This window comes from Aquamicrobium sp. (assembly GCF_023954335.1).
Taxonomy (GTDB): Bacteria; Pseudomonadota; Alphaproteobacteria; order Rhizobiales; family Rhizobiaceae; genus Aerobium.
Map to the genome: position 1 here is coordinate 86,513 of NZ_JAMLIE010000001.1, position 24,870 is coordinate 111,382.

Annotated in this window: 27 protein-coding genes; 16 read left to right on the forward strand and 11 right to left on the reverse strand. The window is 69.3% G+C overall.

The genetic code is table 11. From position 1 onward, the window contains the following. Positions 1–80: 80 nt before the first annotated feature. From ccoS to ccoN, 8 genes are all read right to left on the reverse strand, one after another. On the reverse strand, positions 81–248 hold the full coding sequence (ccoS, locus tag M9945_RS00480) for a cbb3-type cytochrome oxidase assembly protein CcoS (protein ID WP_367942977.1): 168 nt from the start codon (positions 246–248) through the stop codon (positions 81–83). Beyond that, positions 245–2,437 carry a cation-translocating P-type ATPase gene (locus tag M9945_RS00485; RefSeq protein ID WP_367942978.1) on the reverse strand — a complete coding sequence of 731 codons (2,193 nt, stop codon included), beginning with the start codon at positions 2,435–2,437 and terminating at the stop codon, positions 245–247. The genes ccoS and M9945_RS00485 overlap by 4 nt, the downstream gene beginning before the upstream one ends. Beyond that, complete coding sequence (locus M9945_RS00490; protein WP_367944731.1) at positions 2,434–2,949, reverse strand: FixH family protein; 516 nt, start codon at positions 2,947–2,949, stop codon at positions 2,434–2,436. The genes M9945_RS00485 and M9945_RS00490 overlap by 4 nt, the downstream gene beginning before the upstream one ends. 11 nt (positions 2,950–2,960) lie before the next feature. Then, positions 2,961–4,514, reverse strand: coding sequence for a cytochrome c oxidase accessory protein CcoG (ccoG, locus tag M9945_RS00495; RefSeq protein ID WP_367942979.1), 1,554 nt, complete (start codon positions 4,512–4,514; stop codon positions 2,961–2,963). A gap of 189 nt (positions 4,515–4,703) precedes the next feature. After that, positions 4,704–5,558, reverse strand: coding sequence for a cytochrome-c oxidase, cbb3-type subunit III (ccoP, locus tag M9945_RS00500; RefSeq protein WP_367942980.1), 855 nt, complete (start codon positions 5,556–5,558; stop codon positions 4,704–4,706). 1 nt (position 5,559) lies between these two features. Then, positions 5,560–5,712: a cbb3-type cytochrome c oxidase subunit 3 gene (locus tag M9945_RS00505; RefSeq protein WP_367942981.1), complete on the reverse strand. Its 153-nt coding sequence runs from the start codon at positions 5,710–5,712 to the stop codon at positions 5,560–5,562. 9 nt (positions 5,713–5,721) lie between these two features. Beyond that, complete coding sequence (ccoO, locus tag M9945_RS00510; RefSeq protein ID WP_367942982.1) at positions 5,722–6,453, reverse strand: cytochrome-c oxidase, cbb3-type subunit II; 732 nt, start codon at positions 6,451–6,453, stop codon at positions 5,722–5,724. A gap of 9 nt (positions 6,454–6,462) precedes the next feature. Then, positions 6,463–8,085 (reverse strand): cytochrome-c oxidase, cbb3-type subunit I, encoded by a 1,623-nt coding sequence (gene ccoN, locus M9945_RS00515; RefSeq protein WP_367942983.1) that lies wholly within the window; start codon positions 8,083–8,085, stop codon positions 6,463–6,465. A gap of 183 nt (positions 8,086–8,268) precedes the next feature. Here ccoN and M9945_RS00520 point away from each other — a divergent pair, with 183 nt between their 5' ends. Further along, positions 8,269–8,790 carry a hemerythrin domain-containing protein gene (locus tag M9945_RS00520; protein ID WP_367942984.1) on the forward strand — a complete coding sequence of 174 codons (522 nt, stop codon included), beginning with the start codon at positions 8,269–8,271 and terminating at the stop codon, positions 8,788–8,790. A 21-nt stretch (positions 8,791–8,811) separates the two neighbouring features. Here M9945_RS00520 and M9945_RS00525 read toward each other — a convergent pair whose 3' ends face one another. Then, the gene (locus M9945_RS00525) at positions 8,812–9,534 is read right to left on the reverse strand and encodes a Crp/Fnr family transcriptional regulator (protein ID WP_367942985.1); all 723 of its coding nucleotides are present in this window, start codon (positions 9,532–9,534) and stop codon (positions 8,812–8,814) included. A gap of 154 nt (positions 9,535–9,688) precedes the next feature. On the opposite strand from M9945_RS00525, the gene hemN reads away from it, so the two are divergent. After that, the gene (gene hemN / locus M9945_RS00530) at positions 9,689–11,029 is read left to right on the forward strand and encodes an oxygen-independent coproporphyrinogen III oxidase (RefSeq protein WP_367942986.1); all 1,341 of its coding nucleotides are present in this window, start codon (positions 9,689–9,691) and stop codon (positions 11,027–11,029) included. Positions 11,030–11,050: 21 nt separating this feature from the next. Here hemN and M9945_RS00535 read toward each other — a convergent pair whose 3' ends face one another. Then, positions 11,051–11,347 (reverse strand): alkylphosphonate utilization protein, encoded by a 297-nt coding sequence (locus M9945_RS00535; RefSeq protein ID WP_367942987.1) that lies wholly within the window; start codon positions 11,345–11,347, stop codon positions 11,051–11,053. A gap of 153 nt (positions 11,348–11,500) precedes the next feature. On the opposite strand from M9945_RS00535, the gene M9945_RS00540 reads away from it, so the two are divergent. The 4 genes from M9945_RS00540 (at position 11,501) to M9945_RS00555 (ending at position 14,134) form a co-directional block, all read left to right on the forward strand. Next, the gene (locus M9945_RS00540) at positions 11,501–12,277 is read left to right on the forward strand and encodes a hypothetical protein (protein ID WP_367942988.1); all 777 of its coding nucleotides are present in this window, start codon (positions 11,501–11,503) and stop codon (positions 12,275–12,277) included. Between the two features lie 219 nt (positions 12,278–12,496). Next, positions 12,497–13,114, forward strand: coding sequence for a 50S ribosomal protein L21 (gene rplU / locus M9945_RS00545; protein ID WP_367942989.1), 618 nt, complete (start codon positions 12,497–12,499; stop codon positions 13,112–13,114). A 24-nt stretch (positions 13,115–13,138) separates the two neighbouring features. Further along, positions 13,139–13,408: a 50S ribosomal protein L27 gene (gene rpmA, locus M9945_RS00550; RefSeq protein WP_367942990.1), complete on the forward strand. Its 270-nt coding sequence runs from the start codon at positions 13,139–13,141 to the stop codon at positions 13,406–13,408. A 135-nt stretch (positions 13,409–13,543) separates the two neighbouring features. Further along, complete coding sequence (locus M9945_RS00555) at positions 13,544–14,134, forward strand: GNAT family N-acetyltransferase (protein WP_367942991.1); 591 nt, start codon at positions 13,544–13,546, stop codon at positions 14,132–14,134. Position 14,135: 1 nt separating this feature from the next. Here M9945_RS00555 and M9945_RS00560 read toward each other — a convergent pair whose 3' ends face one another. Beyond that, a complete protein-coding gene (locus M9945_RS00560; RefSeq protein ID WP_367942992.1) occupies positions 14,136–14,999 on the reverse strand; it encodes an endonuclease/exonuclease/phosphatase family protein in 864 nt (287 codons plus the stop codon). A gap of 101 nt (positions 15,000–15,100) precedes the next feature. Between M9945_RS00560 and obgE the strand changes: the two genes are divergently transcribed. The 10 genes from obgE to M9945_RS00610 all read left to right on the forward strand — a co-directional run bounded on the left by obgE (position 15,101) and on the right by M9945_RS00610 (position 24,834). Beyond that, positions 15,101–16,132 (forward strand): GTPase ObgE, encoded by a 1,032-nt coding sequence (obgE, locus tag M9945_RS00565; protein WP_367942993.1) that lies wholly within the window; start codon positions 15,101–15,103, stop codon positions 16,130–16,132. Then, the gene (gene proB / locus M9945_RS00570) at positions 16,129–17,295 is read left to right on the forward strand and encodes a glutamate 5-kinase (protein WP_367942994.1); all 1,167 of its coding nucleotides are present in this window, start codon (positions 16,129–16,131) and stop codon (positions 17,293–17,295) included. Before obgE ends, proB begins: the two co-directional genes overlap by 4 nt. Further along, positions 17,282–18,568, forward strand: a complete 1,287-nt coding sequence (locus M9945_RS00575) for a glutamate-5-semialdehyde dehydrogenase (protein WP_367942995.1) — start codon at positions 17,282–17,284, stop codon at positions 18,566–18,568. Before proB ends, M9945_RS00575 begins: the two co-directional genes overlap by 14 nt. A gap of 33 nt (positions 18,569–18,601) precedes the next feature. Beyond that, positions 18,602–19,198, forward strand: a complete 597-nt coding sequence (locus tag M9945_RS00580) for a nicotinate-nucleotide adenylyltransferase (RefSeq protein WP_367944732.1) — start codon at positions 18,602–18,604, stop codon at positions 19,196–19,198. A 25-nt stretch (positions 19,199–19,223) separates the two neighbouring features. Further along, a complete protein-coding gene (gene rsfS, locus M9945_RS00585; protein ID WP_367944733.1) occupies positions 19,224–19,691 on the forward strand; it encodes a ribosome silencing factor in 468 nt (155 codons plus the stop codon). A gap of 80 nt (positions 19,692–19,771) precedes the next feature. Continuing rightward, positions 19,772–20,251: a 23S rRNA (pseudouridine(1915)-N(3))-methyltransferase RlmH gene (gene rlmH / locus M9945_RS00590; protein ID WP_367942996.1), complete on the forward strand. Its 480-nt coding sequence runs from the start codon at positions 19,772–19,774 to the stop codon at positions 20,249–20,251. A 91-nt stretch (positions 20,252–20,342) separates the two neighbouring features. After that, a complete protein-coding gene (locus M9945_RS00595; RefSeq protein WP_367942997.1) occupies positions 20,343–21,671 on the forward strand; it encodes a murein hydrolase activator EnvC in 1,329 nt (442 codons plus the stop codon). Beyond that, positions 21,664–22,989, forward strand: a complete 1,326-nt coding sequence (locus tag M9945_RS00600) for a S41 family peptidase (protein ID WP_367944734.1) — start codon at positions 21,664–21,666, stop codon at positions 22,987–22,989. The genes M9945_RS00595 and M9945_RS00600 overlap by 8 nt, the downstream gene beginning before the upstream one ends. 110 nt (positions 22,990–23,099) lie before the next feature. Then, positions 23,100–24,299 (forward strand): divergent polysaccharide deacetylase family protein, encoded by a 1,200-nt coding sequence (locus tag M9945_RS00605; RefSeq protein WP_367942998.1) that lies wholly within the window; start codon positions 23,100–23,102, stop codon positions 24,297–24,299. Between the two features lie 4 nt (positions 24,300–24,303). Further along, positions 24,304–24,834, forward strand: coding sequence for an RNA pyrophosphohydrolase (locus M9945_RS00610; RefSeq protein WP_367942999.1), 531 nt, complete (start codon positions 24,304–24,306; stop codon positions 24,832–24,834). Positions 24,835–24,870: the final 36 nt, after the last annotated feature.

Below are 24,870 nucleotides of genomic sequence, written 5' to 3' on the forward strand. Positions count from 1 at the left end.
AAGGAACGGCATGGCGCGCCCGGCCCCAAGAACGGAAGATCGCACCGCGGGCCAAGAGGCCGGCGCAAAAGGATTCGCCGTCAGGGCTTCGCGGCCGGCTCGCTCTCGTCCCTGTCGTCGAACAGCACCCGCTCGGCCGCGCCGTCGAGGTCCTCGTACTGGCCGCTCCGCACCGCCCACAGGAAGGAGACGAGCGCCAGCCCGCCGAGGAACAGCGCCACCGGGATCAGGTAGATGAGCATGCTCATGCCCGCTTCCCTCCCAGCCGCAGGGCATTGGCGATGACGATGATCGAGGAGGTGGACATGGCGACCGCCGCGACCAGCGGCGTGACATAGCCGAAGATGGCGATCGGCACAGCGAAGAGGTTGTAGACGATGGCGAGGACGAGGTTTTGGCGGATCAGCCGGCCGGCGCGGCGCGACACGTCGAGCGCGATCGGAATCGCCGACAGGCTCTCGCGCAGGAAGACGAAATCGGCGGCGTTGCGGCCGATGTCGGCGGCGGTCGCCGGGGCGATGGAGACGTGCGCCGCGCCGAGCGCGGGCGCATCGTTCAGCCCGTCGCCGACCATCAGCACCTTGCGGCCTTCCCGCGCCAGCGCCTCGATGCGCGCCACCTTGCCCGCCGGCATCAGGTTCGCCTCGACATGGGCGATGGAGAGCCGGTCGGCGACGCGCCGGCAGGCGGCCAGCGTGTCGCCCGACAGCATCTCGACCGGGCCGAGCCGGTCCTCGATCTCGGCCAGCGCCTCTTTGGCATCAGTGCGGATCGCGTCCTCGAACGCGAAGCGGGCGAGCACGACGCCGTCGCGCGCCAACACCGTGCCTTCTTCCTGCGCCGCCCCGCCGGCCGCCCAGCTGGCGCGGCCGAGCCGCCACAGCGCGCCGCCGGCCCGTCCCTCGATGCCGAGGCCCGGCAGCTCGGAGATTCCGTCGAATTGCGGCCCGGCGCCCTCGTCATAGAGCGCGACGGCCTGCGACAGCGGGTGGCGCGAATGCGCGCCGAGCGCGGCCGCCGCCGCCAGCGCCTCGGGCGCGATCTCCCGCGCATTCTGGAGGCGCGGATGGCCGAGCGTCAGCGTGCCGGTCTTGTCGAAGACGGCGACGTCGGCCTCGGCCAGCCGCTCCATAGCCCCGCCGTCGCGCACCATGATGCCGTGCTCGAACAGCCGGCGCGCGGCCACGACCTGCACGATGGGCACGGCAAGGCCGAGCGCGCACGGGCAGGTGATGATGAGGACCGCGATGGCGACGGTGATCGCCTGGTGCCAGTCGCCGCCGGTGTAGGCCATCCAGCCGACGAAGGTGACAAGCGCCGTCAGGTGCACCACGGGCGCGTAGGCGGCGGAAACCCGGTCGGCGATGCGGCGGTAGCGGGCGCGGCCGCCCTCGGCCGCCTCCATCATCCGCAGCATCTCGGCGAGGAACGAATCCTCGGCCTTCGCCGCGGCGCGCAGCGTCAGCGGCCCGGTCAGGTTGAGCGTGCCGGCCTGGATCGGATCGCCTTCGGCCACCCGCTGCGGCGCGCTCTCGCCCGTCACCAGCGAGCGGTCGATGTCGGAGGCCCCGCGCTCGATCGCCGCGTCGACCGGGATGCGCTCGCCGGCGGCGACGAGGATGCGCATGCCCGGCTCGATCTCGCTGATCGGGCGATAGTCGCGGCTGCCGTCGGCGGCGATCACCAGCGCGCCGCGCGGCGCGAGCCGCGCCAGCCCGCGCACGGCGGTGCGCGCCCGCTCGCGCATCACGTGGTCGAGCGTGCGCCCGATCAGCAGGAAGAACAGCAGCGTTACCGAGGCGTCGAAATAGGCGTGCCGGCCCGAATGGATCGTCTCGTAGAGGCTTAAGGCGTAGGCCATGGTGATGCCGATGGCGATCGGCACGTCCATGTTCATGCGCCCGTATCTCAGCGCGCCCCAGGCCGAGCGATAGTAGATGCGCCCGGCGAAGATCATCGCCGGCAGCGCGATCAGCGCCGAGACCCAGTGGAAGAGGTCGCGCGTCGCGCCCTCCGCCCCCGACCAGACCGAGACGGAGAGCAGCATGATGTTGCCGGCCGCGAAGCCAGAGACGGCGACGGCGACCAGCAGCTCGGACAGCGTGCGGTCCTTGCGCCCTTCCGGCTCGTCGAACACGGTCGGCGCGTAGCCGAGCCGCGCCAGCGTCGCCACCACCGGCGGCAGCGCCTCGCCGCGCCAGCGCACGGTGACCCGCCGCGTCGACAGGTTGACGCGCGCGGCCTCGATGCCGGCGAGCTTGGAAAGGTTCGATTCGATGGTCTGGATGCAGGCGCCGCAATGCACCGCCGGCACCGAGAACTCGGCCTGACGGACCCCATCGCCGAGATCGCGCGCCGAGAAGCGGACCTCGTCGTCGGAGGGCAGCGCCATGACGCCGCCGGCGAAACCCTCCGCCCCCGGCGCGCAGCAGCTCATCGCGCGTTGCCTCCGCGAAGCTGGACGCGCCGCGTCTCGCGCCACGGCCGTTCGAGCCCGGCCTCGGCCCCGGCTGTGGCATGGATCTCGACGATCCACGCGCCGTCCTCGACGCCGAGCCGCGCCTCGAGCCCGTCGCCGGAGACGGCCAGCGCCACCTCCGTGTCGTCGGCGTCGCCGACCGGCCGGCGCAGGTCGGCGATCCCGCTTTCAAGCCGCACCGGGCGACCCTCGGCGTCGGTCAGCGAGAAGCGCAGCACGCCCTCCTCGATGGCGAAGGCCGGCGTCCAGCCGAGCGCGGCCTGCTCGCGCCCTTCCTCGGCCTTGCGGTTGAACTCCTGTCCGGCGACGTAGGAGTTCTTCACCACGAGGCCCGACCAGCTGGTGCGGGCGAAGGTCGCCATCGTCAGATTGACGGCGATGATGACGCCGAAGAAGGCGAACATGATCGCCAGCATGTGCCTGCCGGTGAATTCGCGGGTCTTGGCGGGGCGCCCGTCCTTCCTCGTCATGTCCATCGTCGTCACTCCGGTGCGTCGAAGTTCGCGGTGTAGGCGGCATTCTCGCCGTTTTCCGCGTCGACGACAAGGAAACGGAAGTTCTGGACCCGGCCGTCGATCAGGTCGCGCGGCTGGCGCACGTAAATCTTCAGCGTCTTCAGCCTGTCCGGCTCCAGCGCGACGGCGAAGGCCCGGCCCTCGCCATGGTCGAGGCCGACGACACTCATCTCGCCTCCCGGCAACCCGTCGAGCGAGACCGTGACCGCGCGCGGCTGGGCGATCTTGTTGAGCAGCTTGACCGTGTAGCCGTTGCGGATCGCGCCGTCCGAGAGGACGACATATTGCGGGTTGCGGTCGTGCAGGACGTTGACCTCGAGCTTGTCGCGCACCATCAGCGCGTAGATCAGCGCGACGCCGATCAGCGCCCAGCCGACGAAGTAGACGAAGACGCGCGGCTGGAAGATGCGCTTCAGGTGGAACGGCACGATGCCGTCGGCGAGCGAGCCGTCCGGCTTGTGGACGAGCGTCGGGTCGATGGCGTGGCTGCCGCCGCCGGTCACCACCGCCATGTTGGCGTTGTAGTCGGCGAGCGTCGCGTAGGAGATCAGACCGCGCGCGCGACCGAGCTTGTCCATCACCGCGTCGCACGCGTCGATGCACAGCGCGCAGGTGATGCATTCGAGCTGCTGGCCGTCGCGGATGTCGATGCCCATCGGGCAGACGACGACGCAGGCGTTGCAATCGACGCAGTCGCCGGCGGCGCGGCCGGAGGCCAGCGCCTTCTTGGTGCCGCGCGTGCGCGGCTCGCCGCGCCAGTCGTTGTAGGTGACGGTCAGCGAGTTCTCGTCGAGCATCGCCGCCTGGATGCGCGGCCACGGGCACATATAGGTGCAGACCTGCTCGCGCATCAGCCCGCCGAAGGTGTAGGTGGTGGCGGTGAGCAGCGCGACCGTCATGTAGGCGACCGGCGCGGCATGGCCGGTGACGAAATCGAGAAGCAGCGTCGGCGCGTCGGCGAAGTAGAAGATCCACGCGCCGCCCGTCGCCACCGCGATCACCACCCAGGTCGCGTGCTTGGCCACGCGCAGCGCCGCCTTGCGCGGGCTCCACGGTTCCTTGTCGAGCTTCATGCGGGCGTTGCGGTCGCCCTCGATCGCGCGCTCGACGACGAGGAAGAGGTCGACCCACACCGTCTGCGGGCAGGTGTAGCCGCACCAGGCGCGGCCGACCGTCGAGGTGACGAGGAAGAGCCCCAGCCCCGCCATGACGAGGAGGCCCGCGACGATGAAGAATTCCTGCGGCCAGATCTCGATGAAGAAGAAATAGAAGCGGCGGTTGGCGAGGTCTACCAGCACCGCCTGGTCCGGCGCGTGCGGCCCGCGGTCCCAGCGCAGCCACGGCGTCAGGTAGTAGATGCCGAGGGTCACGAACATAACCAGCCACTTGAAACGGCGGAACTGGCCCGAGGCGCGCTTGGGGAAGATCTTCTTGCGGGCTGCGTAGAGCGGCTGGCGCACCTTGGCCGAGTTGACGGCTTCTGCGTCGTGCCGTTCAACCTCGGCGGACGTGGTTGTCATGGCATTCTCCTGCGGACGGGGCAGTCCGCCTGCTCTGCAAATGCGCCCGATCTCCTCGCCTGGCCTTGATCCATATCAAGACGGGCACGCGCCCGGAAGCCATGAAGGCCGGCGCGGCCAAAAAGCCGCACCGGCCTCCTCCCCCCTCTTCTCGGCCGCCCCGTTTGCCGGGATCGGCCCCGGGTTGTCCTACTGCCCGCCGCCGAGCGAATGGACGTAGACGGCAAGCTCCTTGACGGTGGTCTCGCCGAGCCGCGCCTGCCAGGCCGGCATGACGCCGTGCTTGGGCGCGCGGATCTGCGCCGCGATCTCGCCAAGGTCCGAGCCGTAGAGCCAGATCGCGTCGGTCAGGTCCGGCGCGCCGAGGGCGGGCTCGCCCTTGCCGGTCTCGCCGTGGCAGGAGGCGCAGTTGTCGGCGTAGAGCTCGGCGCCCGGCCCGGCGAGGTCGCCGCCCTCCGACAGCGACTTGACATAGGTCGCCACCGTCATCGTCTCGTCGCGGTCGAGGATCTCGGCGAAGGCCGTCATCTCCGAGTAGCGCGTGTCGTCGTCGCCGGCGAAGCGCACGCCGTGGGCGATGGTCAGGCGGATGTCCTCCGCCGTGCCGCCCCACAGCCACTCGTCGTCGTTGAGGTTGGGATAACCGGGCGAGCCGGACGCGCCCGAGCCGTGGCACTGGACGCAGTTGACGCGGAAGGCCGCCGCGCCCGCCGAATTGGCGAACTGGCGCAGCGTGTCGTCGGCCAGGATCTCCTCGATCGGCAGCTCGGCGACGCGGGCGGCGTATTCGGCCCTTGTCGCCTCGGCGACGTCGAGCTCGGCGCGCAGGTCGCCGCGGCTCGACCATTCCAGCACGCCCGTCGTCGCCGACGAGATCAGCGGCCAGGCCGGATAGGCGATCGTGTAGGCGAGGCCCCAGACGATGGTGGCGTAGAAGGTCCACAGCCACCAGCGCGGCATCGGGTTGTCCAGCTCGCGGATGCCGTCCCACTCATGGCCGGTTGTCTCGACGCCGGAAATCTCGTCGATATGTTTCTCGCTCATGTCAGTCGTCCTTGAGGGGGATGCGCGCGGCCTCTTCGGCCTGCTTTCGGCTGCCGGGGCGGAAGGTGAAGACCACCACGCCGACGAAGAAAATCGTCATGGCGAGCAGGGCCCACGAATCGGCGAACTGTCGCAATGCGGTGTAGGTTTCCATCCGTCCCTCCTATCGGTAGCCGGCGGCTTCGTCGTAGGTCGAGAAATCGACCAGCGTGCCGAGCATCTGAAGGTAGGCGACCAGCGCGTCCATCTCGGTCAGCCGCGCCGGGTCGCCGTCGAAATCGCCGAGCTTGGCCTTCGGGTAGCGCGCCTCGAGCCCGCTCGTGTCTGCGTTCGGGTCGGCCTGGGCGCGCAGGTCGGCCTCGGCGTTCTCGATCATCTCCTCGGTGTAGGGCACGCCGACGCGGGCGTTGGCCACGAGATGGGTCGAGAAGTTGCGGACCGACAGCGGCGTATCCTTGAGGAAGGCGTAGGTCGGCATGACCGATTCCGGCACCACGGAGCGCGGGTCGATCAGGTGCTGGACGTGCCACTCGTTGGAGTAGCGGTCGCCGACGCGGGCGAGGTCCGGCCCCGTCCGCTTCGATCCCCACTGGAACGGATGGTCGTACATCGATTCCGCGGCGAGGCTGTAATGGCCGTAGCGCTCGACCTCGTCGCGGAACGGGCGGATCATCTGCGAGTGGCAGGTGTAGCAGCCCTCGCGGATGTAGATGTTGCGCCCGGCCAGTTCCAGCGGCGAGTAGGGCCGCATGCCCTCCACCTTCTCGATCGTGTTCTCGAGGTAGAACAGCGGCACGATCTCGACGATGCCGCCGATGGTGACGACGAAAAGCGAGCCGGCCAGGAGCAGCGTGGCGTTGCGCTCGATGAGCTTGTGTTTGTCAATGAGTGCCATTGTCGGCTCCTATTCGGCGGGCTGGAGGACGGGCTTCGCGGCGGCGCCGCCGATCGGCTCTTCCTCGCGCTCGTGGCCGAGGATGGTCATGGTCAGATTGTAGGCCATGACCAGCGCCCCGGCGAGGAACAGCGCGCCGCCCAGCGCGCGGGCCAGATAGTAGGGATGCATGGCCGAGACCGTTTCGGCGAACGAGTAGACCAGGAAGCCCTGCTCGTCGTATTCGCGCCACATCAGGCCCTGCATGATGCCCGACACCCACATCACCGCCGCGTAGACGACGATGCCGAGCATGGCGAGCCAGAAGTGCCAGGACACGAGGCGGAGCGAATAGAGCCGCTGGCGGCCCCACAGGCGCGGCACCATGTAGTAGAGCGCGGCGAAGGTGATGAGGCCGTTCCAGCCCAGCGCGCCGGAATGGACGTGGCCGATGGTCCAGTCGGTGTAGTGCGACAGCGAGTTCACCGCCTTGATCGACATCATCGGCCCCTCGAAGGTGGCCATGCCGTAGAAGGCGATCGCCGCCACCATCATGCGGATGATCGGGTCGGTGCGCACCTTGTCCCAGGCGCCCGACAGCGTCATCAGGCCGTTGATCATGCCGCCCCAGGAGGGCATCCACAGCATCACCGAGAACACCATGCCGAGTGTCTGCGCCCAGTCGGGCAGCGCGGTGTAGTGCAGGTGGTGCGGGCCGGCCCAGATGTAGAGGAAGATCAGCGCCCAGAAATGGATGATCGACAGCCGGTAGGAATAGACCGGCCGCTCGGCCTGCTTGGGCACGAAATAGTACATCATGCCGAGGAAGCCGGCGGTGAGGAAGAAGCCGACCGCGTTGTGGCCGTACCACCACTGGGTCAGCGCGTCCTGCACGCCCGAGAACGCCGAATAGCTCTTGATCCCGACGATGGAGACCGGCACCGCCAGGTTGTTGACCACGTGCAGCATCGCGATGGTGACGATGAACGACAGGTAGAACCAGTTGGCGACGTAGATGTGCGGTTCCTTGCGCTTCAGGATCGTGCCGAGGAACACCAGGAGATAGGCGACCCAGACGATGGTCAGCCAGATGTCGACATACCATTCCGGCTCGGCATATTCGCGGCTCTGGGTGATGCCGAGGAGGTAGCCGGTCGCCGCCATGATGATGAAGAGCTGGTAGCCCCAGAACACGAACCAGGCGAGGTTGCCGCCGAACAGCCGCGCGCGGCTCGTGCGCTGCACCACGTAGAAGGAGGTGGCGATCAGCGCGTTGCCGCCGAAGGCGAAGATCACCGCCGAGGTATGCAGCGGCCGCATCCGGCCGAAGGTGAACCACGGCTCGAGATTGAGCTCGGGAAAGGCGAGCTGGAGCGCCACGACGACGCCGACGAGGAAGCCGACCACGCCCCAGAAGGTGGTGGCGATGGCGCCGTAGCGGATCGGCCCGTCCATGTAGGCGGACGGATCGTCCGCTCCCGCGGCCGCCGGCGCGAAGCTGGTGCGGCGCATCAGAAGCGTGGCGAAGACCACGAGCGTGAAAAACAGCACCCACATGTGCTGCTGGAACAGGTCGTCCGCCGCGAACGCGGCTCCCATGAGCGCGACGAAGGCGAACAGCCCTACGCCGAATATCTCAGCTGCAAATTTCATAGTCCCGTCCCCTGATCGGCGGCGTTTCGGCTTGGTGAAGCCGTGGTTGATATGAGGACGGCTTCTCCTATGGAAGCCTTTCCTCCTCCCGCGGTCGTCGTGCCTTGACCTGGATCAAGGTTTTTCGGCCAATTGTCTGTCATTGCAGCGCGATAGCAGCGAAAACGATGCGGAGGCATGACGGTGACGGCGGGAAAGGACGGCGGGGGCTTCCTTTGCGACGTTCCGGACACCTGCCCGGTCTCCGCCGCGTGCCTGCCCGGCCGCAGCATTCCCTGCCTCGATCTCGGCCGCGCCCACGACGAGAAGCTGCATCTGTGCGACGAGCTCGAGCAGATCGCCGACGGGCTGCCGCACAGGGTCGAGCGCGCGCTGTGCCTCGCCATCGCCGAGCGCATCGTGCCGATGCTGCAGGAGAGCCACGCCTACGAGGAGGAGTTCGTCTTCCCGGCCTTCGCCGCCGCCACCGTGCCGCCCTCGGTCGGCGACGCCTCGATCCGCCGGCTCAAGGCCGAGCATGTCGAGGACGAATGCGCGGCGCAGGACCTCGCCGACATCCTCTTCGCCATCGGCCACGGCTCGCGTATCGATAACCCCGAGGCGTTGGGCTTCATGCTGCGTGCCTTCTTCGAGGCGATGCGCCGCCACATCGCCTTCGAGCGAGAGCACGTGATTCCCGTGCTGGCGCGCGACATGCCGGGCTGACGCGCCCGGATCTCGCCCCGCTCACCCGCCTGAGCGGGCCTCCAGACGCGCCACGTTCGGCACGGTGACGTGGCGGTTGTTCTCGATGGAGATGATCCCGTCGGCGCGCAGCCGGGTGAACTGGCGGCTGACCGTCTCGATCGTCAGGCCGAGGAAGTCGGCGATGTCGGCGCGGGTCAGCGGCAGCTCGAACACCACCGACTGCCTGCTCTCGGCGACGGTCGGGTCGATGTTGCGGGCAATCAGCAGCAGGAAGCTGGCCACCTTCTCGGCCGCGGTCTTGCGGCCGAGCGTCACCATCCACTCGCGCGCCTCGTCGAGCTCCTTCAGAGTCTGCTGCAACAGCCGGTGCTCGAGGTCGGGCTGCTCCTTCATCATCCGCTCGATCGCCCCGCGCGGGAACGAGCACAGCGACACCTTGGTCGCGGCCTCGGCGTTGAGCTTGCTCTCGACCCGGAACGGACGGCCGAGGAAATCGGACGGGAAGCGCAGGCCGACGATCTGCTGGCGGCCGTCCGACAGCGTCTTGGTCAGCTTGACCACGCCCGAAAGGACGTTGGAATAGCTCTCGATGTGCTCGGCCTCGCCCACCAGCTCCTCGCCCTCGCCGGCGCGGTGCTTGTGCGAGGAACGCGCCAGCGCGATGAGCTGCGCGGCGTCGAGCGCGGCGCAGATGCCGCGGTGGCGCGCTTCGCAGGAGGCGCAGAGAACGGGGATGTCGTCGGTCTGGGTGTCGCTACGCACGATCGCCTCGTCAGGGAACGGCCCGCCTCTCCTAGCATCTTCGATGCCGCACGTCCCGCGTCACATTGTCTGCCCGGGGAGGATACTTGACAAAAGTCAAGGACGCCACCCCCTCCCCGGGCGAGAAGGGACGGGTTGAGAAGGACCATGCCCCATGAACGCGCCGCTCCAGGCCGACACCGCCCCGCGCTACACCAGCTATCCCACCGCGCCGCACTTCCATCCGGGGGTCGACGCGGCAACGGTCGAGGGCTGGATTTCGGCGATTCCCGCCGGCGAGCGGCTGTCTCTTTATATCCATGTCCCGTTCTGCGACCGGCTGTGCTGGTTCTGCGCCTGCCACACCAAGCAGACGCGGCACTACAAGCCGGTGGCGACGTTCCTCGAGAGCCTGCACCGCGAGATTCGCACGGTCGCGGGACAGGTCGGCGACCGCGCCAGGGTCGCCGCGCTGCATTTCGGCGGCGGCTCGCCCACCCTCGTCGCGCCCGACGACATGCGCGACCTGATGGCCGCGCTGCGGAAAAACTTCACCTTCCTGCCCGATGCCTCGATCTCGGTCGAGATCGACCCCAACGACATGGACGAGAGCCGGCTCGACGCCTTCGCCGACATCGGCATGACCCGCGCCAGCCTCGGCATCCAGGATTTCGAGGAGAAGGTGCAGAAGGCGATCAACCGCGACCAGAGCTTCGAGGACACGAAAGAGGTGATCGACGGCCTGCGCGCCCGCGGTGTCGCCTCGGTCAATCTCGACATCCTCTACGGCCTGCCGCACCAGACCTGTGACAGCGTCGTCGCCACGGTGGAGAAGGTGCTGTCGCTGCGCCCCGAGCGCATCGCCCTGTTCGGCTATGCCCATGTGCCCTGGTTCAAGAAGCACCAGACCATGATCGACGAGGAGGCGCTGCCCGGCACCGAGGAGCGGCTGGCGCAGTCGCTCGCCGCCGCCGAGGTCATCCGCCGCGCCGGCTACGACGCCATCGGCCTCGACCATTTCGCGCTGCCGGGCGATTCGCTCGCCAAGGCCGCCGCGTCCGGCGCGCTGAAGCGCAACTTCCAGGGCTATACCGACGACGGCTGCGAGACGCTGATCGGCCTCGGCCCGTCCTCGGTCAGCCGCTATCGCCAGGGCTATGCCCAGAACATCACCGCGACCGGCGAGTACCAGCGCCGCGCCGACGAGGGCGGCCTCGCCATCGCCCGCGGCATCGCGCTTTCCGACGACGACCGGCTGCGCGCCTGGGTCATCGAGCGGCTGATGTGCGATTTCGCCTTCTCGGCCGCCGAGGCGTCCGCCCGCTTCGGGCAGGCGGCGACGCCGGTCCTCGCCGAAGCCGCGCTGATCGCGGAGGAGAAGCCGGAGGCCGCGCTCGTCAGGCAGGGCGACCTCTTCGTCGTCCCCGAGGCCAGGAAGCCGCTGGTGCGGCTCGTCGCCGCCCGCTTCGACGGCTACCTCGCCAAGGGCACCGCGCGGCACTCGGCGGCGGTGTAGGGTTCAGCGCCCCGGAGTCGCCTAGCGCTTGCGCACGAACTCCGTGCGCAGCACCAGTCCCTTGATCGCCTCGTGGCGGCAGTCGATCTCGTCCGGGTTGTCGGTCAGCCGGATCGAGCGGATCACCGTTCCCTGCTTCAGCGTCTGGCCCGCGCCCTTGACCTTCAGGTCCTTGACGAGGACGACCGAGTCGCCGTCGGCGAGGAGGTTGCCCATTGCATCCCGGACCTCGGCGCCGGCGACAGTGCGCGCCGCCACCTCGGACGCCGGCAGCCACTCGCCGGAAGCCTCGTCATAGATATAGTCGTCGTCAGCCATCGCCCTCTCGCCCGTGATATCCGTTTGCGGGAAGGGTCCTATACCCTCGCGGGCCGGGCCGCAAACCGGCCGGCGCTTGCCGCTTGCGGCGGGCGGCCCGTTCTCACTACTCTGGCGCCCCGGCGGGAGCGGCAAGAGGAGACGAAAAACGCCATGCGCTTTCTCGATTTCAGTTCGTGGCACGGCGTCATGACGACCCTGCTCGGCTTCGCGCTGTTCATGCTGATGGGCATGGGGATGCGCGTGCTGATGCTGATGACGGTGCAGCAGCGCCAGCAGCGGATGAACCGCCAGATCAACGAGCGCCTGCGCACCCTGATCGCCGCCTACAAGGTGCTGGGCGGGTCGTTCACCGGCACGCTCCGGGTCGATCCGCGCTCGCGGCGCAGTTATCTTTCCGAGGCGGCGCCGCCGGAAACGGTCGCGCCCGAAGGCGACGCCGCGCCAGGCGAGGCAAATGGCGAGACGGATGGCGACGAGGTGACGGTGGAGACCTCCGGCCTTTCGCCGCAGGGCGCCGGCGTTCTGCCCGCCGCGGTGATCGAACGGCGCATCCAGAGGCGCGACGCGGTCGAGGCGGCGCTGTCGGACGTGCTCCTGCTCGGCACCGAGGAGCATGTGCGCCTCGCCGGCAACGCAGCGGCCCAGCTCGCCGCCGGCCATCCGATCCAGACGGCGGAGCTCGTCGTCTCGCTGCGCGCCTATATCCGCAAGGCGCTCGGGCTGGAGGCGCTTCCCGCCGACGTCGCGATCCCGGCGCAGGGCCCGGCCCGGCCGGGCAGCGGGCGCGGCGGCCGGGAGGGTGGCGAGCGCGGCAGGGAAGGCGGCGGCCGGCAGGGCGGGGGCGACGGCATGGGCGGCGGCGGCATGGGGATGGGAATGGGCATGGGGATGGGCGCGGGGCGGCGCTCGTCGCCCGGCGACCCCTGATCCGGCCCCGCTCCGGCTGCCGAATGCCGGCATTTGCTTGACTCAGGGCCGCCCCTCCTGTATCGGCAGCCACAAATCCGGCGTGGAGTCTCTCCGCGCCGGTCGTTTCATGCGTGGCGCGAGCCGGCAGGACGTTCACCCGCAACCGACTGACAAGAAGACGGCCCGACCGCACACGCGGTCCTCGAAGAGGCCGGACCGAACAGCGAAAGGCAAGACATGTTCGCAGTCATCAAGACCGGCGGTAAGCAGTACCGCGTCGCCGCCGAAGACGTCATCAGGATCGAGAAGGTCGCCGGCGAAGTCGGCGAGATCGTCACTCTCGGCTCCGTCCTCGCCTATGGCGAAGGCGAAGACGTCACCATCGGCGCTCCCTTCGTCGACGGCGCGTCCGTCGCTGTCGAGGTCGTCGATCAGGGCAAGGCCAAGACCGTCATCGCGTTCAAGAAGCGCCGCCGCCAGAATTCGCGCCGCAAGCGCGGCCATCGCCAGCTGCTGACCACCGTGCGCATCTCGGAGATCCTCGTAGCCGGCGCCAAGCCGTCGAAGAAGGCCGCCCCGAAGAAGGAAGCCGCGGCGGACATCGCCGACGACGTCTCGCTGATCTCGGGCGTCGGCCCGGTGCTCAAGGACAAGCTGGCCGAGGCCGGCATCACCTCGCTGAAGCAGATCGCGACGCTGAAGAAGAAGGACGTCGCCAAGCTCGACGAGGACCTTTCGCTCGGCGGCCGCATCGAGCGCGAGGAGTGGGTCGCCCAGGCCAAGGAGCTGCTGGCCGGCAAGCCCCCGCGCGCCAAGGTCGACCAGGAAGCCCAGGCCCAGGCCGAAGGCGAATAATCCAGGAACTGAAGGAGAAAACCCATGGCACACAAGAAAGCTGGCGGTTCCTCGCGCAACGGTCGCGATTCCGAATCCAAGCGCCTCGGCGTCAAGAAGTTCGGCGGCGAAGCCGTGATTCCGGGCAACATCATCATCCGTCAACGCGGCACCAAGTGGCATCCGGGCGTGAATGTCGGCATGGGCAAGGACCATACCCTTTTCGCGACCGAGGCCGGTGCGGTGTCGTTTGCCCGCAAAGCCAACGGCCGAACCTACGTATCGGTGAACCCGATTCGGGACGCTGCGGAATAAGCCGGAACCGCGACACCAAACACCGGCGCCCCATCTCGGGAACCGGTGTCCGGACAGTCCAAAAGGATCAGGCCGGAAAAGGATCAGGGGAGATGGGCCGCCATCTCCCCTTTTTCGTTTCTGGAGGACTGAACGATGGTTGCCGAACGGGAAGACGACGAGGACGAGAGTCCGGTCATAGACTGCCCTGTGCTGGTCACGGAACGGCTGGTGCTGCGCCCGCCGCACGAGGACGACATCCCCGAGCTGGCGGAGCTGGCCGACAACCGCAGGCTCGCGGAGATGCTCGGCCGCATGCCCCACCCCTATGGCGAGCGCGAGGCGCGCGCCTTCGTCGAGAGCACGCGCGACCGGACGCGCGCCGGCTGCACCTATGCCGTGTCGCTGGCCGATAACGGCGCCTTCATCGGCTGCGCCGGACTGCATCCGCGCGCCCGCGGCCTCGAGCTCGGCTACTGGATCGGCGAGCCCTACTGGGGCCGCGGCTACGCCACCGAGGCGGCGCACGCGCTGGTCGACCTCGCCTTCCGCGCCACCGCGATCGACCGGCCGCACGTCTCCTGCCGCGTCATCAACGCGGCCTCGCGCCGGGTCATCCACAAATGCGGCTTCCAGTATGCCGGGCAGGGCATGCTCGAATCCCTCGCCGCCGGCCGCGTGCCGGTCGAACGCTACGCGCTCGACCGCCGCACCTGGGCGAGCCTGAGAAGCTTGGGCAATGGCTGAGCTATTCCAGTTCCAGCCACACAGGCTTGTGGTCGGACCCGCGCGCGGCGGCGTCGACGCGGACCGATTTCACCGTCGAGGCGAGCAGCGGATGGACGAAGCAGTAGTCGAGGCGCTTGTGGCGCGCGGCGTCCTCGGGGTCCTCGAGGTTGACGCAGGTCGGCGTCTCGTCGCCGCCCGGCAGCAGGCCGGCATCGACCGCGTGGCGCGCGACGCGCGGCGTGCCGAACTCGTGGTCCGGTGTGCCGGCGACGGCGTGGTATTCGGGCGAGCCGGGCAGCATGTTGAAGTCGCCCATCACCACGTAGGCCTCCGGCACCGGCGGCTCGGGAAAGCCCATCTCGGAGATGCCCGTCACCGCCCCGCCCTCGACCGCGTGGCCGATCACCCGCTCCATCAGGAAGGCGATCTGCGCGAGGCGCTCGTCCGGCCCGCGATGGTCGAGATGGACCGAGTAGAACCGCACCGGGCCGAAGGGCGTGTCGATCATCGCTTCCAGCGCGCCGCGCTGGAGGTTGACCTTGTCGTAGCTGCGCGTGCGCGGCAAGAGGAGGTTACGCGAGGTCAGGATGGGCGTGCGCGACAGGATCATGTTGCCGAACTCAAGCCTGACGTCGACGGCGCGCCCGTCCTTGATATGGCTGCCGACATCGGCCTCGAGGTTCGGCCCGTAGGCGGCGAAGTAGTCCGGCAGCATGGCGCGGATATCGGCGACGAGGTCGCGGCCGCCGTTCATCGGGCTGTTGCGCGTCACCTCCTGCAAGGCGATCACGTCGGCCCCGCGCACGGCGTCGACGATGCGGTCGAGATCGAACGCGGCGTCGTCGCCGAAGCCGAACTGGATGTTATAGCTGACGCATTTCATGCCGTTTCGTCCCCGCCCCGCCTTTTCGCGCGTGATTCCGCCCCGCGCATACGCTAGATGAGGCGCTTCATGACCAGATTAAGTACGCGATTGTCAATCCGATGAAATTTCTCGATCAGGCCAAGGTCTACATCCGCTCCGGCGACGGGGGTGCGGGCGCGCTGTCGTTCCGCCGCGAGAAGTTCATCGAGTTCGGCGGGCCGGACGGCGGCGACGGCGGCCGCGGCGGCGACGTCTGGGCCGAGGTGGTCGACGGGCTGAACACGCTGATCGACTACCGCTACCAGCAGCATTTCCGCGCCAAGACCGGCATCCACGGCATGGGCCGCAACCGCACCGGCGCGAAAGGCACGGACGTCGTGCTGCGTGTGCCGGCCGGAACGCAGATCTTCGAGGAAGACAACGAGACGCTGATCTGCGACCTGACCGAGGTGGGCCAGCGCTTCCTGCTCGCCAAGGGCGGAAACGGCGGCTTCGGCAACCAGCACTTCAAGACCTCGACCAACCAGGCGCCGCGCCGGGCCAATCCCGGCCTGCCCGGCGAGGAGCGCACCATCTGGCTGCGGCTGAAGCTGATCGCCGACGCCGGCCTCGTTGGCCTACCCAACGCCGGCAAGTCGACCTTCCTCGCCGCCGTGACCGCCGCGAAGCCGAAGATCGCTGACTATCCCTTCACCACGCTCCATCCCGGCCTCGGCGTCGCCCGCATCGACGGCCGCGAATTCGTGCTCGCCGACATCCCCGGCCTGATCGAGGGCGCGCATGAGGGCATCGGCATCGGCGACCGCTTCCTCGGCCATGTCGAGCGCACCCGCGTCCTGCTCCACCTCGTCTCGGCGCAGGAGGAAAGCCCGGCGAAGGCGTACAAGACCGTGCGGCGCGAGCTCGAAGCCTATGGCGGCGGCCTCGCCGACAAGCCCGAGATCGTCGCGCTCTCACAGGCCGACACGCTCGATACCGAGACGCGCAGGAAGAAGCTTGCCTCGCTGAAGCGGGCGGCAGGCCGCACGCCCCTCGTCCTCTCCGCCGTCTCCGGCGAGGGCGTCGAGGAGGCGCTGAGGGCGCTGATGGGCATCGTCGAGGAGGCGCGGGCGTCGGAAGCGCCCGTCGAGGACACGCGGTGGATGAAATGACGGCCGGTAAAGCGACAGGGCGGGCGCTGAAGGACTATCGCCGCATCACGGTCAAGATCGGCTCGGCGCTGCTGGTCGACCGCAAGAGCGGGCTGAAGCGCGACTGGCTCGCCTCGCTGGTCGAGGACATCGCCGCGCTCGCCCGCGGCGGGGCCGACGTCCTCGTCGTCTCCTCGGGCGCCATCGCGCTCGGCCGCACCGTCCTCGGCCTCACCGCCCGCTCGCTGCCGCTGGAGGAAAGCCAGGCGGCCGCGGCCGTCGGCCAGATCGAGCTCGCCGGCGCGTGGTCGGGCGAGCTGGCGCGGCACGGGCTGAAATCCGGCCAGGTGCTGGTGACGCTGGGCGACACCGAGGAGCGCCGGCGCTATCTCAACGTGCGCGCCACCATCTCGACGCTGCTCAAGCTCAAGGCCGTGCCGGTCATCAACGAGAACGACACCGTCGCCACCTCCGAGATCCGCTACGGCGACAACGACCGGCTGGCCGCCCGCGTCGCCACCATGATGGGCGCGGACCTGCTCGTGCTGCTCTCCGACATCGACGGGCTCTACACCGCCCCGCCGGCGCTCGACCCCGAGGCCGCGTTCATCCCCTTCGTCGAGCGCATCACGCCGCAGATCGAGGCGATGGCCGGGGCGGCCGCCTCGGAGCTGTCGCGCGGCGGCATGAAGACCAAGCTCGATGCCGGCAAGATCGCCACGACGGCCGGGACGGCGATGGTCATCACCGCCGGCACGCGCATGAGCCCGCTTTCCGCCATCGACCGCGGCGAGCGCGCGACATGGTTCGCGGCGAGCCCGAACCCGGTGCGCGGCTACAAGACGTGGATCGCCGGCAATCTCGAGCCGGCCGGCCGCGTCACCGTCGACGCCGGCGCGGCGCGGGCGCTGCGGCAGGGCAAGTCGCTTCTGCCGGCCGGGGTGACGCTGGTTTCCGGCCGCTTCGCGCGCGGCGACACCGTCGCCATCCTCGACCCGGCCGGCACGGAGATCGCCCGCGGCCTCGCCGCCTACGACGCGGCCGACGCCGTCCGCATCGCCGGGCTGAAGACGGCCGAGATCGAGACCGTGCTCGGCCACGAGGCGCGCGCGGCCATGGTGCATCGCGACGACATGGTGATGTCGCGCGCGCTCGAAACGGAGACCGCCGATGACCCGGCCTGAGACGAAGACCGGCGAGGACGTCGCCGCCCTGATGGCGAAGATCGGCGCGGACGCCCGCGCCGCCGCCCGGCCGCTGGCGCTGGCCAGCGCCGAGCGCAAGCATGCGGCGCTGGTCGCCATGGCCGAGGCGGTGCGCCGCGACGCGGACGCGATCCTCGCCGCCAACGCCGTCGACCTCGACAATGCCGAAAAGGCCGGCCTCACCCCGGCGATGATCGACCGGCTCACCCTGACGAAGGACCGGCTGCGCGGCATCGAGGACGGCATCCGCGCCATCGCCGAGTTGAAAGACCCGGTCGGCGAGGTGATCGCTTCATGGCGCCAGCCCAACGGCCTCGAGATCGAGCGCGTCCGCACGCCGCTCGGCGTCGTCGGCGTCATCTATGAGAGCCGACCCAACGTCACCGCCGACGCCGGCGCGCTCTGCCTCAAGGCCGGCAACGCGGTGATCCTGCGCGGCGGCTCGGATTCCTTCCATTCCTCGTCGGCGATCCACGCCTGCCTGACGCAGGGGCTGAAGGCGGCCGGCCTGCCGGAAACGGCGATCCAGCTCGTGCCGACCGCCGACCGCGCCGCCGTCGGCGAGATGCTGAAGGGGCTTTCCGGCAACATCGACGTCATCGTGCCGCGCGGCGGCAGGAGCCTCGTCGAGCGGGTGCAGACCGAGGCGCGGGTGCCGGTCTTCGCCCATCTCGAAGGCATCTGCCATCTTTATGTCGACCGCTCGGCCGACCGGGAGATGGCGGTCGCGCTGGCGGTGAACGGCAAGATGCGCCGCACCGGCATCTGCGGCGCGACCGAGACGCTGCTGGTCGACCGCGCCGCCGCCCCGACCCATCTCGTGCCGATCCTCGCCGCGCTTGAAAAGGCCGGCTGCGAGATCCGCGCCAGCGAGGACGTGCGCGCCGCCTTTCCCGCCGCCAAGCCGGCTAAGGAAGACGACTGGCGCACCGAATATCTCGACGCGATCATCTCGGTGAAGCTGGTCGACGGCGTCGGCGAGGCCATCGACCACATCGAGAAATACTCCTCGCACCATACCGAGGCCATCGTCGCCGAGGACGGGCGCGCGGTGGAGCGGTTCTTCAACGAGATCGATTCCGCGATCCTGATCCACAACGCCTCGACCCAGTTCGCCGACGGCGGCGAGTTCGGCATGGGCGCGGAGATCGGCATCGCGACGGGCCGCATGCACGCGCGCGGCCCGGTCGGCGTCGAGCAATTGACCTCGTTCAAGTACCGCGTCCACGGCAGCGGACAGGCGCGTCCCTAGGTGCCCGAGACGGTCGACGCCCGCTACCTGCGCATGCCGCATGTCGAGCGGCGGATGCAGGTCGGCCTGTTCGGCGGCTCGTTCAATCCGCCCCATGCCGGCCACGCGCTGGTCGCCGAGATCGCGCTGCGCTCGCTGGCGCTCGACCAGATCTGGTGGATGGTGACGCCCGGCAACCCGCTGAAATCTGGCCGCCCGCTTGCCCCGCTCGCCGAGCGTATCGCGCTGTCGGAAGATGTCGCGCAGGACCCGCGCATCAAGGTCACCGCCTTCGAGGCGGCCTACAGGGTGCGCTACACCGCCGACACGCTGGCGCTGGTCAGGGCGCGCAATCCGGGCATCGATTTCGTCTGGATCATGGGCGCCGACAACCTCGCCGAGTTCCACCGCTGGCAGCGCTGGCGCGAGATCGCGCTGACCATGCCCATCGCCGTCATCGACCGGCCCGGCTCGACCCTCGCCTTCCTCTCCTCTGTCTTCGCCAAGACCTTCGACCGTGCCCGCATCGACGAGCACGGCGCGGCGCGGCTCGCGCGCATGCGCCCGCCGGTCTGGACCTTCATCCACGGCCCGCGCTCCTCGCTGTCGTCGACCGCGCTGCGCGATGCCGCGGCGCGGCTCGCGTCTTGAAACGGTCGCACGACTCTGCCTATCTATGAGGAGCCGTGCGCAAGGGCGCGCATGGCTGGCTTGTTCTTGTCGGAAAGGGAAGACACTGGGAACAGCAATACGGAAGAAGGCGGAAATCCAGCCTTCGGCGGTAGGGATCGGCGGCGCCGAACCGTCCCGCACTCTCGACGTCGCTCTGGCCAGTCTGGACGACTCCAAGGCCGAAAACATCGTCTCCATCGACATTCGCGGCAAATCGAGCCTCGGCGACCATATGGTGATCGCCTCGGGGCGCTCGAACCGCCATGTCGCGGCGGTGGCCGACCATCTCATCTCGGCGCTGAAGGATGCCGGCCTCGGCTTCCCGCGGGTCGAGGGCCTGTCGGCCGCCGACTGGGTGCTGATCGACGCCGGCGATGTCATCGTCCACGTGTTCCGCCCCGAGGTCCGGGAATTCTACAATCTCGAAAAGATGTGGCAGACCCCCGACCTCGACGAAGGGACGGTGCATTAGAGCAGTTCCGGGAAGGTGCGACGCACTTTTTTAACCCGGAATTGCGCCGAAACAGTTGCGCCTGAGGGCGGAGGCGAGCGATGCGCCTGAGCGTACATGCCGTGGGCCGGATGAAGGCCGGCCCCGAGCGGGAACTTGCCGACCGCTATTTCGGCCGTCTCGCCAAGGCCGGTCCCGCGATCGGGCTCGATTTCGCCGGCGTTGCCGAGATCGCGGAAAGCCGCGCCCGCGACGTCAACGAGCGCCGCCGCGAGGAAGCGGCCGCCCTTGCCGCCCACCGCACCGACGCTGCCCTTTTCCTGCTCGACGAGCGCGGCAAGAACCCCTCCTCCGAGGACTTCGCCGCCCGCATCGCCGCCCTGCGCGACGAGGGCCGCAAGCACCTTGTCCTCGCCATCGGCGGGCCCGACGGCCACGACGCCGCCTCGCGCCAGGCCGCGGACTACGTCCTCTCCTTCGGCGCGCAGACCTGGCCGCACCAGCTCGTGCGCGTCATGCTCGCCGAGCAGCTCTACCGCGCCGTCACCATCCTTTCCGGCCATCCCTATCACCGCGCGTGAATTTGCATCTTGAGGGCAAGGCATGGTTGATGGTTCGTTAACGAACCGGCCCTAGCCTTGGGCTCCCGAACCACCCAACCGACGCGGGATGATGACCGCCACGGCAAAGCGCCTTCTCCTCGTTCCCGCATGGGCCGCGCTCGCGCTCGGCCTCGCCGTCGTCTGCGCGCCGGCGCAGCAGGGCGCGGCGGCAAGGGCCGAGGAGGCCGCGAAGGCGACCGAGCTCGAGCAGAAGCGGGCAGAGAGCGCCGCCGAGCGCGAGCGCATCCTTCAGGCGCTGACCCTGTCGGAAGAAAGCGCCGCCGTGATCGAGGCCGAGATCGCCGCGATCCGCAAGGACAACGCCTCGCTGTCGGCCGCGCTGGTGCAGGCTGCCAAGACCGAGCGCAAGCTCTCCGAGGAGATCGCCGTCATCTCGGAGCGCCTCGCCGGGCTCGGCGTCCAGCAGGACGCCCTGCGCGCCTCGCTGGCCGAGCGGCGCGGCGTCCTCGCCGAGGTGCTGGGCGCGCTCCAGCGCATGGGGCTCAACCCGCCGCCGGCCATCCTCGTGCGGCCCGAGGACGCGCTCGCCTCCGTGCGCTCGTCGATCCTGCTCGCCGCCGTGGTGCCCGAATTGCGCGGCGAGACCGAGGTGCTGATCGCGGATCTGCGCGAGTTGCAGCGGCTGGCCGACGGCATCGCCACCGAGCGCGAGCGGCTCGCCTCGACCGTCGCCAACCAGGCCGAGGAGCAGCGGCGCCTATCACTTCTTCTTGATGAGAAGCGGCGGCTGCAGGCCGAATCCGAGGACCGGCTGGCCGGCGAGCAGGCCCGCGCCGCCGAGCTCGCGGCCGAGGCCGGCTCGCTCGCCGAGCTGATCGAGGCGCTCGAAGGCGAGATCGAGATCGCCGCCATCGAGCAGGAACGCCGCGCCGAGGCCGAAAACCGCGCGCTTTCGGCCTCGCGCACCCCGCTCACCGTCGCCTCGCTCGCCTTTTCGGCGATGAAGGGCCGCGTCGATCTGCCGGTCTCCGGCCGGCTCGAGCGCCGTTTCGGCGAGGCCGACGGCAGCGGCGGAACCTTGCAGGGCGACATGCTTGCGACACATTCGGCGGCAATCGTGACTGCGCCGGTGGATGGATCGGTCCTCTATGCCGGACCGTTCCGCTCCTATGGCCAACTCTTGATACTCAATGCTGGCGAAGGCTATCATGTCGTTCTGGCCGGAATGGGTCGAATCAGCGTTTCCCCGGGGCAGGCCGTTCTGGCGGGAGAGCCTGTCGGCCTGATGGGGGAATCGAGGGTTGCCAGCGCTGTCGCCCTTGCCGGGGCCAGCACCGGGCCGGAGCTCTACGTCGAGTTCCGCAAGGAAGGAAAACCCGTCGATCCGGCCCCGTGGTGGGCGGAGCGGACTACTGGAAGGACGAGAAATGATTCGTAGGTCATTGTCGCTTCTGCTGGCCGGTGCGGTCATGGGCGCGTCCGCCATGAGCTTCGTGCACGGGGCGGGCGGCGGGGCCGCCAACGCCGCCGGCTCGGAGACCTATCGCCAGCTCGCCATCTTCGGCGACATCTTCGAGCGCGTCCGCGCCCAGTACGTGACGCCGCCGGAAGAGAAGAAGCTGGTCGAGAGCGCCATCAACGGCATGCTCTCCTCGCTCGACCCGCACTCCTCCTACCTGAACCCCGAAGCGGCCAAGGACATGCGGGTGCAGACCCGCGGCGAGTTCGGCGGCCTCGGCATCGAGGTGACGATGGAGAACGAGCTGGTCAAGGTGATCTCGCCGATCGAGGACACCCCGGCCGCCCGCGCCGGCGTGCTGGCCGGCGACCTGATCGCCGAGATCGACGGCGAGGAGGTGCGCGGCCTGACGCTGGCCGAGGCCGTCGACAAGATGCGCGGCGCGGTCAACACCCCGATCGAGCTGACCATCCTGCGCGAGGGCGCGACCGAGCCGATCAAGCTGACCATCGTGCGCGACGTCATCAAGGTCCGGGCGGTGCGCCACCGCGCCGAGGACGACATCGGCTACATCAAGATCAACTCCTTCACCGAGAAGACCTTCGACGATCTCCAGACCGCCATCGACCAGATCAAGAAGGAAATCCCGGACGACAGGCTGAAGGGCTACGTGCTGGACCTGCGCCTCAATCCCGGCGGCCTGCTCGACCAGGCGGTGAGCGTCAGCGACACCTTCCTCGAGCGCGGCGAGATCGTCTCCACCCGCGGCCGCGACCCGAAGAACATCACCCGCTTCGACGCGAGGGCCGGCGACCGCATCGACGGCAAGCCGATGATCGTGCTCGTCAATGGCGGTTCGGCCAGCGCCTCGGAGATCGTCGCCGGCGCGCTGCAGGACCATCGCCGCGCGACGGTGCTCGGCACCCAGTCCTTCGGCAAGGGGTCGGTGCAGACCATCATCCCGCTGGCCGAGAGCGGGGCGCTGAGGCTGACCACGGCGCTCTACTACACCCCGGCCGGCACCTCGATCCAGGGCAAGGGCATCACGCCCGACATCAAGGTCGAGCAGCCGCTGCCGGAGGACATGCTCGGCCGCGACGTCTCGCGCGGCGAGTCCGAGCTGAAGGGCCACATCCAGGGCAGCGAGGAGGACGAGGCCGGTTCCGGCTCCGCCGCCTACGTGCCGCCGGAGCCGAAGGACGACGTGCAGCTCAACTACGCCTACGACCTGCTGCGCGGCGTCAAGAGCGATCCGGCCTTCCCGCCGAGCGCCGACAAGGCCGCGCTCAACCGCTAGAAGACATCAAGGCTCCCGCCACCGGCGGGAGCTTTCGCCTCCCGCGCCGTGGTTCATGAGTATCGGTAGCGATCCCGTCTCTCACCTGCCTTCGTGACACGGTGTCACCCTTGAACAATCGCGTTCCCGGCTCCGAGCCCACCAAGGAAACCGAACGACCGCTCGGCCTCGACGGCCGCCGGCAGGAACGCCACGGGCCGCGCAACCCGCTGCCGCGCGGCCGGATCGCGGCGATCCTCGCCGCCGGATGCGTCGTCGCCGTCTCGGCGACGATCGCCTTGCGCGACAGCCCGTTCAGGACGCCGGCGCAGGTCGTCGTCTCGACGCCGGAAACGGCCGATGCCGGCCAGCCGGGCACTGAAGAGACCGTCGCCCCCGCCGGCTATCCGCGCGCCGGGACGGAAGGAAGCGGCCCGTCGATCATCCGCGTCAACCCGCCCGCGGAAGGCGAGGGCGGCGACAGCGTCATCGTCATCCGCGATCCCTCGACGCTCGGCCAGAACCCGCTCACCGCGCATCTGCCCGACCGGGCGTTGATCGAGGACAGCGAGATCGGCCCGCTGCCGAAGCGCGGCGCGGACGGCCGCCGCCCTTTCGACGTCTACGCCCGGCCGTGGTCGGGCACGCGCGGGGCCAAGGTCGCCATCGTCATCGGCGGCCTCGGCGTGTCGCAGACCGGCACGCAAGGGGCGATCGCCGGCCTGCCGCCCGAGGTGACGCTCGCCTTCGCCAGCGGCGGCAACAGCCTCGACCGCTGGATGCAGACCGCCCGGCGCGAGGGCCACGAGATCGTCATGCAGGTGCCGCTGGAGCCGTTCGATTACCCGGAGGTCGATCCCGGCCGCAACACGCTGACCGTCGACGCGGCGCCCGAGGAGAACCGCGACCGCCTCTACTGGGCCCTGTCGCGCATCACCAACTATGCCGGGGTGATGAACTATATGGGCGCACGCTTCGTCGGCGACGAGAAGGCGATGCGCCCCTTTTTCGGCGAGCTCGCCCAGCGCGGCCTGATGTTCCTCGACGACGGCTCCAGCGCCCGCAGCCTCGGCCCCGAGATGGCGCGCAGCCAGGGCGTCCCCTACGCCGCCGCCGACCTGGTGATCGACGGCGAGCGCGAGCGCGGCGCGATCCTCAAGCGGCTCGACGAGGCCGAGCGCACGGCGCGGGCGCAAGGCCGCGCCATCGCCATCGGCTCGGCCTTCGACGTCACCGTCGACGCCGTCCGGCAATGGATCGGCGAGGCGAGACGGCGCGGCATCGAGATCGTGCCCGTCTCCGCGCTCGCCGACGACCCCGAGAGAGGCTGAACGGATGGCGACGAAGCACGATGACCCCCTGCGGGACCCCCGCACCCTGCCCTATCGCCCCTGCGTCGGCGTCATGGTGCTGAACCGCGCCGGCCTCGTCTGGGCCGGCCGCCGCATCGCGCTGGCCGACAGCGAGATGGCCGGCACCGACCGGCTGTGGCAGATGCCGCAGGGCGGCATCGACAAGGGCGAGGAGCCGTTTCCGGCGGCGAAGCGCGAGCTCTACGAGGAGACCGGCATGCGCAGCGTCACGCTGCTGGCCGAGGCGCCCGGCTGGATCGACTACGACCTGCCGGCGCATCTTCTCGGCATCGCGCTGAAGGGCAAGTATCGCGGCCAGACCCAGAAATGGTTCGCCTTCCGCTTCGAGGGCGACGACAGCGAGATCGCCATCAATCCGCCGCCCGGCGGCCACGAGGCCGAGTTCGACGCCTGGGCGTGGAAGCCGATGGCCGAGTTGCCCGAGCTGATCGTGCCGTTCAAGCGCCGGGTCTACGAGGACGTCGTCGCCGCCTTCCGCCATCTGGCCGCGTAGCACAAACCTGTTCCATCGAGGCCCCTGCGTCTTCCA

Excerpts from the sequence above, each read along its gene's own strand:
- M9945_RS00535 (WP_367942987.1), bottom strand. The coding sequence starts at position 11,347 with ATGGCTGACGACGACTATATCTATGACGAGGCTTCCGGCGAGTGGCTG.
- M9945_RS00610 (WP_367942999.1), top strand. The coding sequence starts at position 24,304 with ATGGCGACGAAGCACGATGACCCCCTGCGGGACCCCCGCACCCTGCCC.
- rlmH (WP_367942996.1), top strand. The coding sequence starts at position 19,772 with ATGCGCCTGAGCGTACATGCCGTGGGCCGGATGAAGGCCGGCCCCGAG.
- M9945_RS00490 (WP_367944731.1), bottom strand. The coding sequence starts at position 2,949 with ATGACGAGGAAGGACGGGCGCCCCGCCAAGACCCGCGAATTCACCGGC.
- proB (WP_367942994.1), top strand. The coding sequence starts at position 16,129 with ATGACGGCCGGTAAAGCGACAGGGCGGGCGCTGAAGGACTATCGCCGC.
- M9945_RS00580 (WP_367944732.1), top strand. The coding sequence starts at position 18,602 with ATGCCGCATGTCGAGCGGCGGATGCAGGTCGGCCTGTTCGGCGGCTCG.
- ccoG (WP_367942979.1), bottom strand. The coding sequence starts at position 4,514 with ATGACAACCACGTCCGCCGAGGTTGAACGGCACGACGCAGAAGCCGTC.
- ccoP (WP_367942980.1), bottom strand. The coding sequence starts at position 5,558 with ATGAGCGAGAAACATATCGACGAGATTTCCGGCGTCGAGACAACCGGC.
- M9945_RS00595 (WP_367942997.1), top strand. The coding sequence starts at position 20,343 with ATGACCGCCACGGCAAAGCGCCTTCTCCTCGTTCCCGCATGGGCCGCG.
- rplU (WP_367942989.1), top strand. The coding sequence starts at position 12,497 with ATGTTCGCAGTCATCAAGACCGGCGGTAAGCAGTACCGCGTCGCCGCC.
- rpmA (WP_367942990.1), top strand. The coding sequence starts at position 13,139 with ATGGCACACAAGAAAGCTGGCGGTTCCTCGCGCAACGGTCGCGATTCC.
- M9945_RS00575 (WP_367942995.1), top strand. The coding sequence starts at position 17,282 with ATGACCCGGCCTGAGACGAAGACCGGCGAGGACGTCGCCGCCCTGATG.
- M9945_RS00560 (WP_367942992.1), bottom strand. The coding sequence starts at position 14,999 with ATGAAATGCGTCAGCTATAACATCCAGTTCGGCTTCGGCGACGACGCC.
- M9945_RS00505 (WP_367942981.1), bottom strand. The coding sequence starts at position 5,712 with ATGGAAACCTACACCGCATTGCGACAGTTCGCCGATTCGTGGGCCCTG.
- obgE (WP_367942993.1), top strand. The coding sequence starts at position 15,101 with ATGAAATTTCTCGATCAGGCCAAGGTCTACATCCGCTCCGGCGACGGG.
- ccoN (WP_367942983.1), bottom strand. The coding sequence starts at position 8,085 with ATGAAATTTGCAGCTGAGATATTCGGCGTAGGGCTGTTCGCCTTCGTC.
- M9945_RS00485 (WP_367942978.1), bottom strand. The coding sequence starts at position 2,437 with ATGAGCTGCTGCGCGCCGGGGGCGGAGGGTTTCGCCGGCGGCGTCATG.
- rsfS (WP_367944733.1), top strand. The coding sequence starts at position 19,224 with ATGAGGAGCCGTGCGCAAGGGCGCGCATGGCTGGCTTGTTCTTGTCGG.
- ccoO (WP_367942982.1), bottom strand. The coding sequence starts at position 6,453 with ATGGCACTCATTGACAAACACAAGCTCATCGAGCGCAACGCCACGCTG.
- M9945_RS00555 (WP_367942991.1), top strand. The coding sequence starts at position 13,544 with ATGGTTGCCGAACGGGAAGACGACGAGGACGAGAGTCCGGTCATAGAC.
- hemN (WP_367942986.1), top strand. The coding sequence starts at position 9,689 with ATGAACGCGCCGCTCCAGGCCGACACCGCCCCGCGCTACACCAGCTAT.
- M9945_RS00540 (WP_367942988.1), top strand. The coding sequence starts at position 11,501 with ATGCGCTTTCTCGATTTCAGTTCGTGGCACGGCGTCATGACGACCCTG.
- ccoS (WP_367942977.1), bottom strand. The coding sequence starts at position 248 with ATGAGCATGCTCATCTACCTGATCCCGGTGGCGCTGTTCCTCGGCGGG.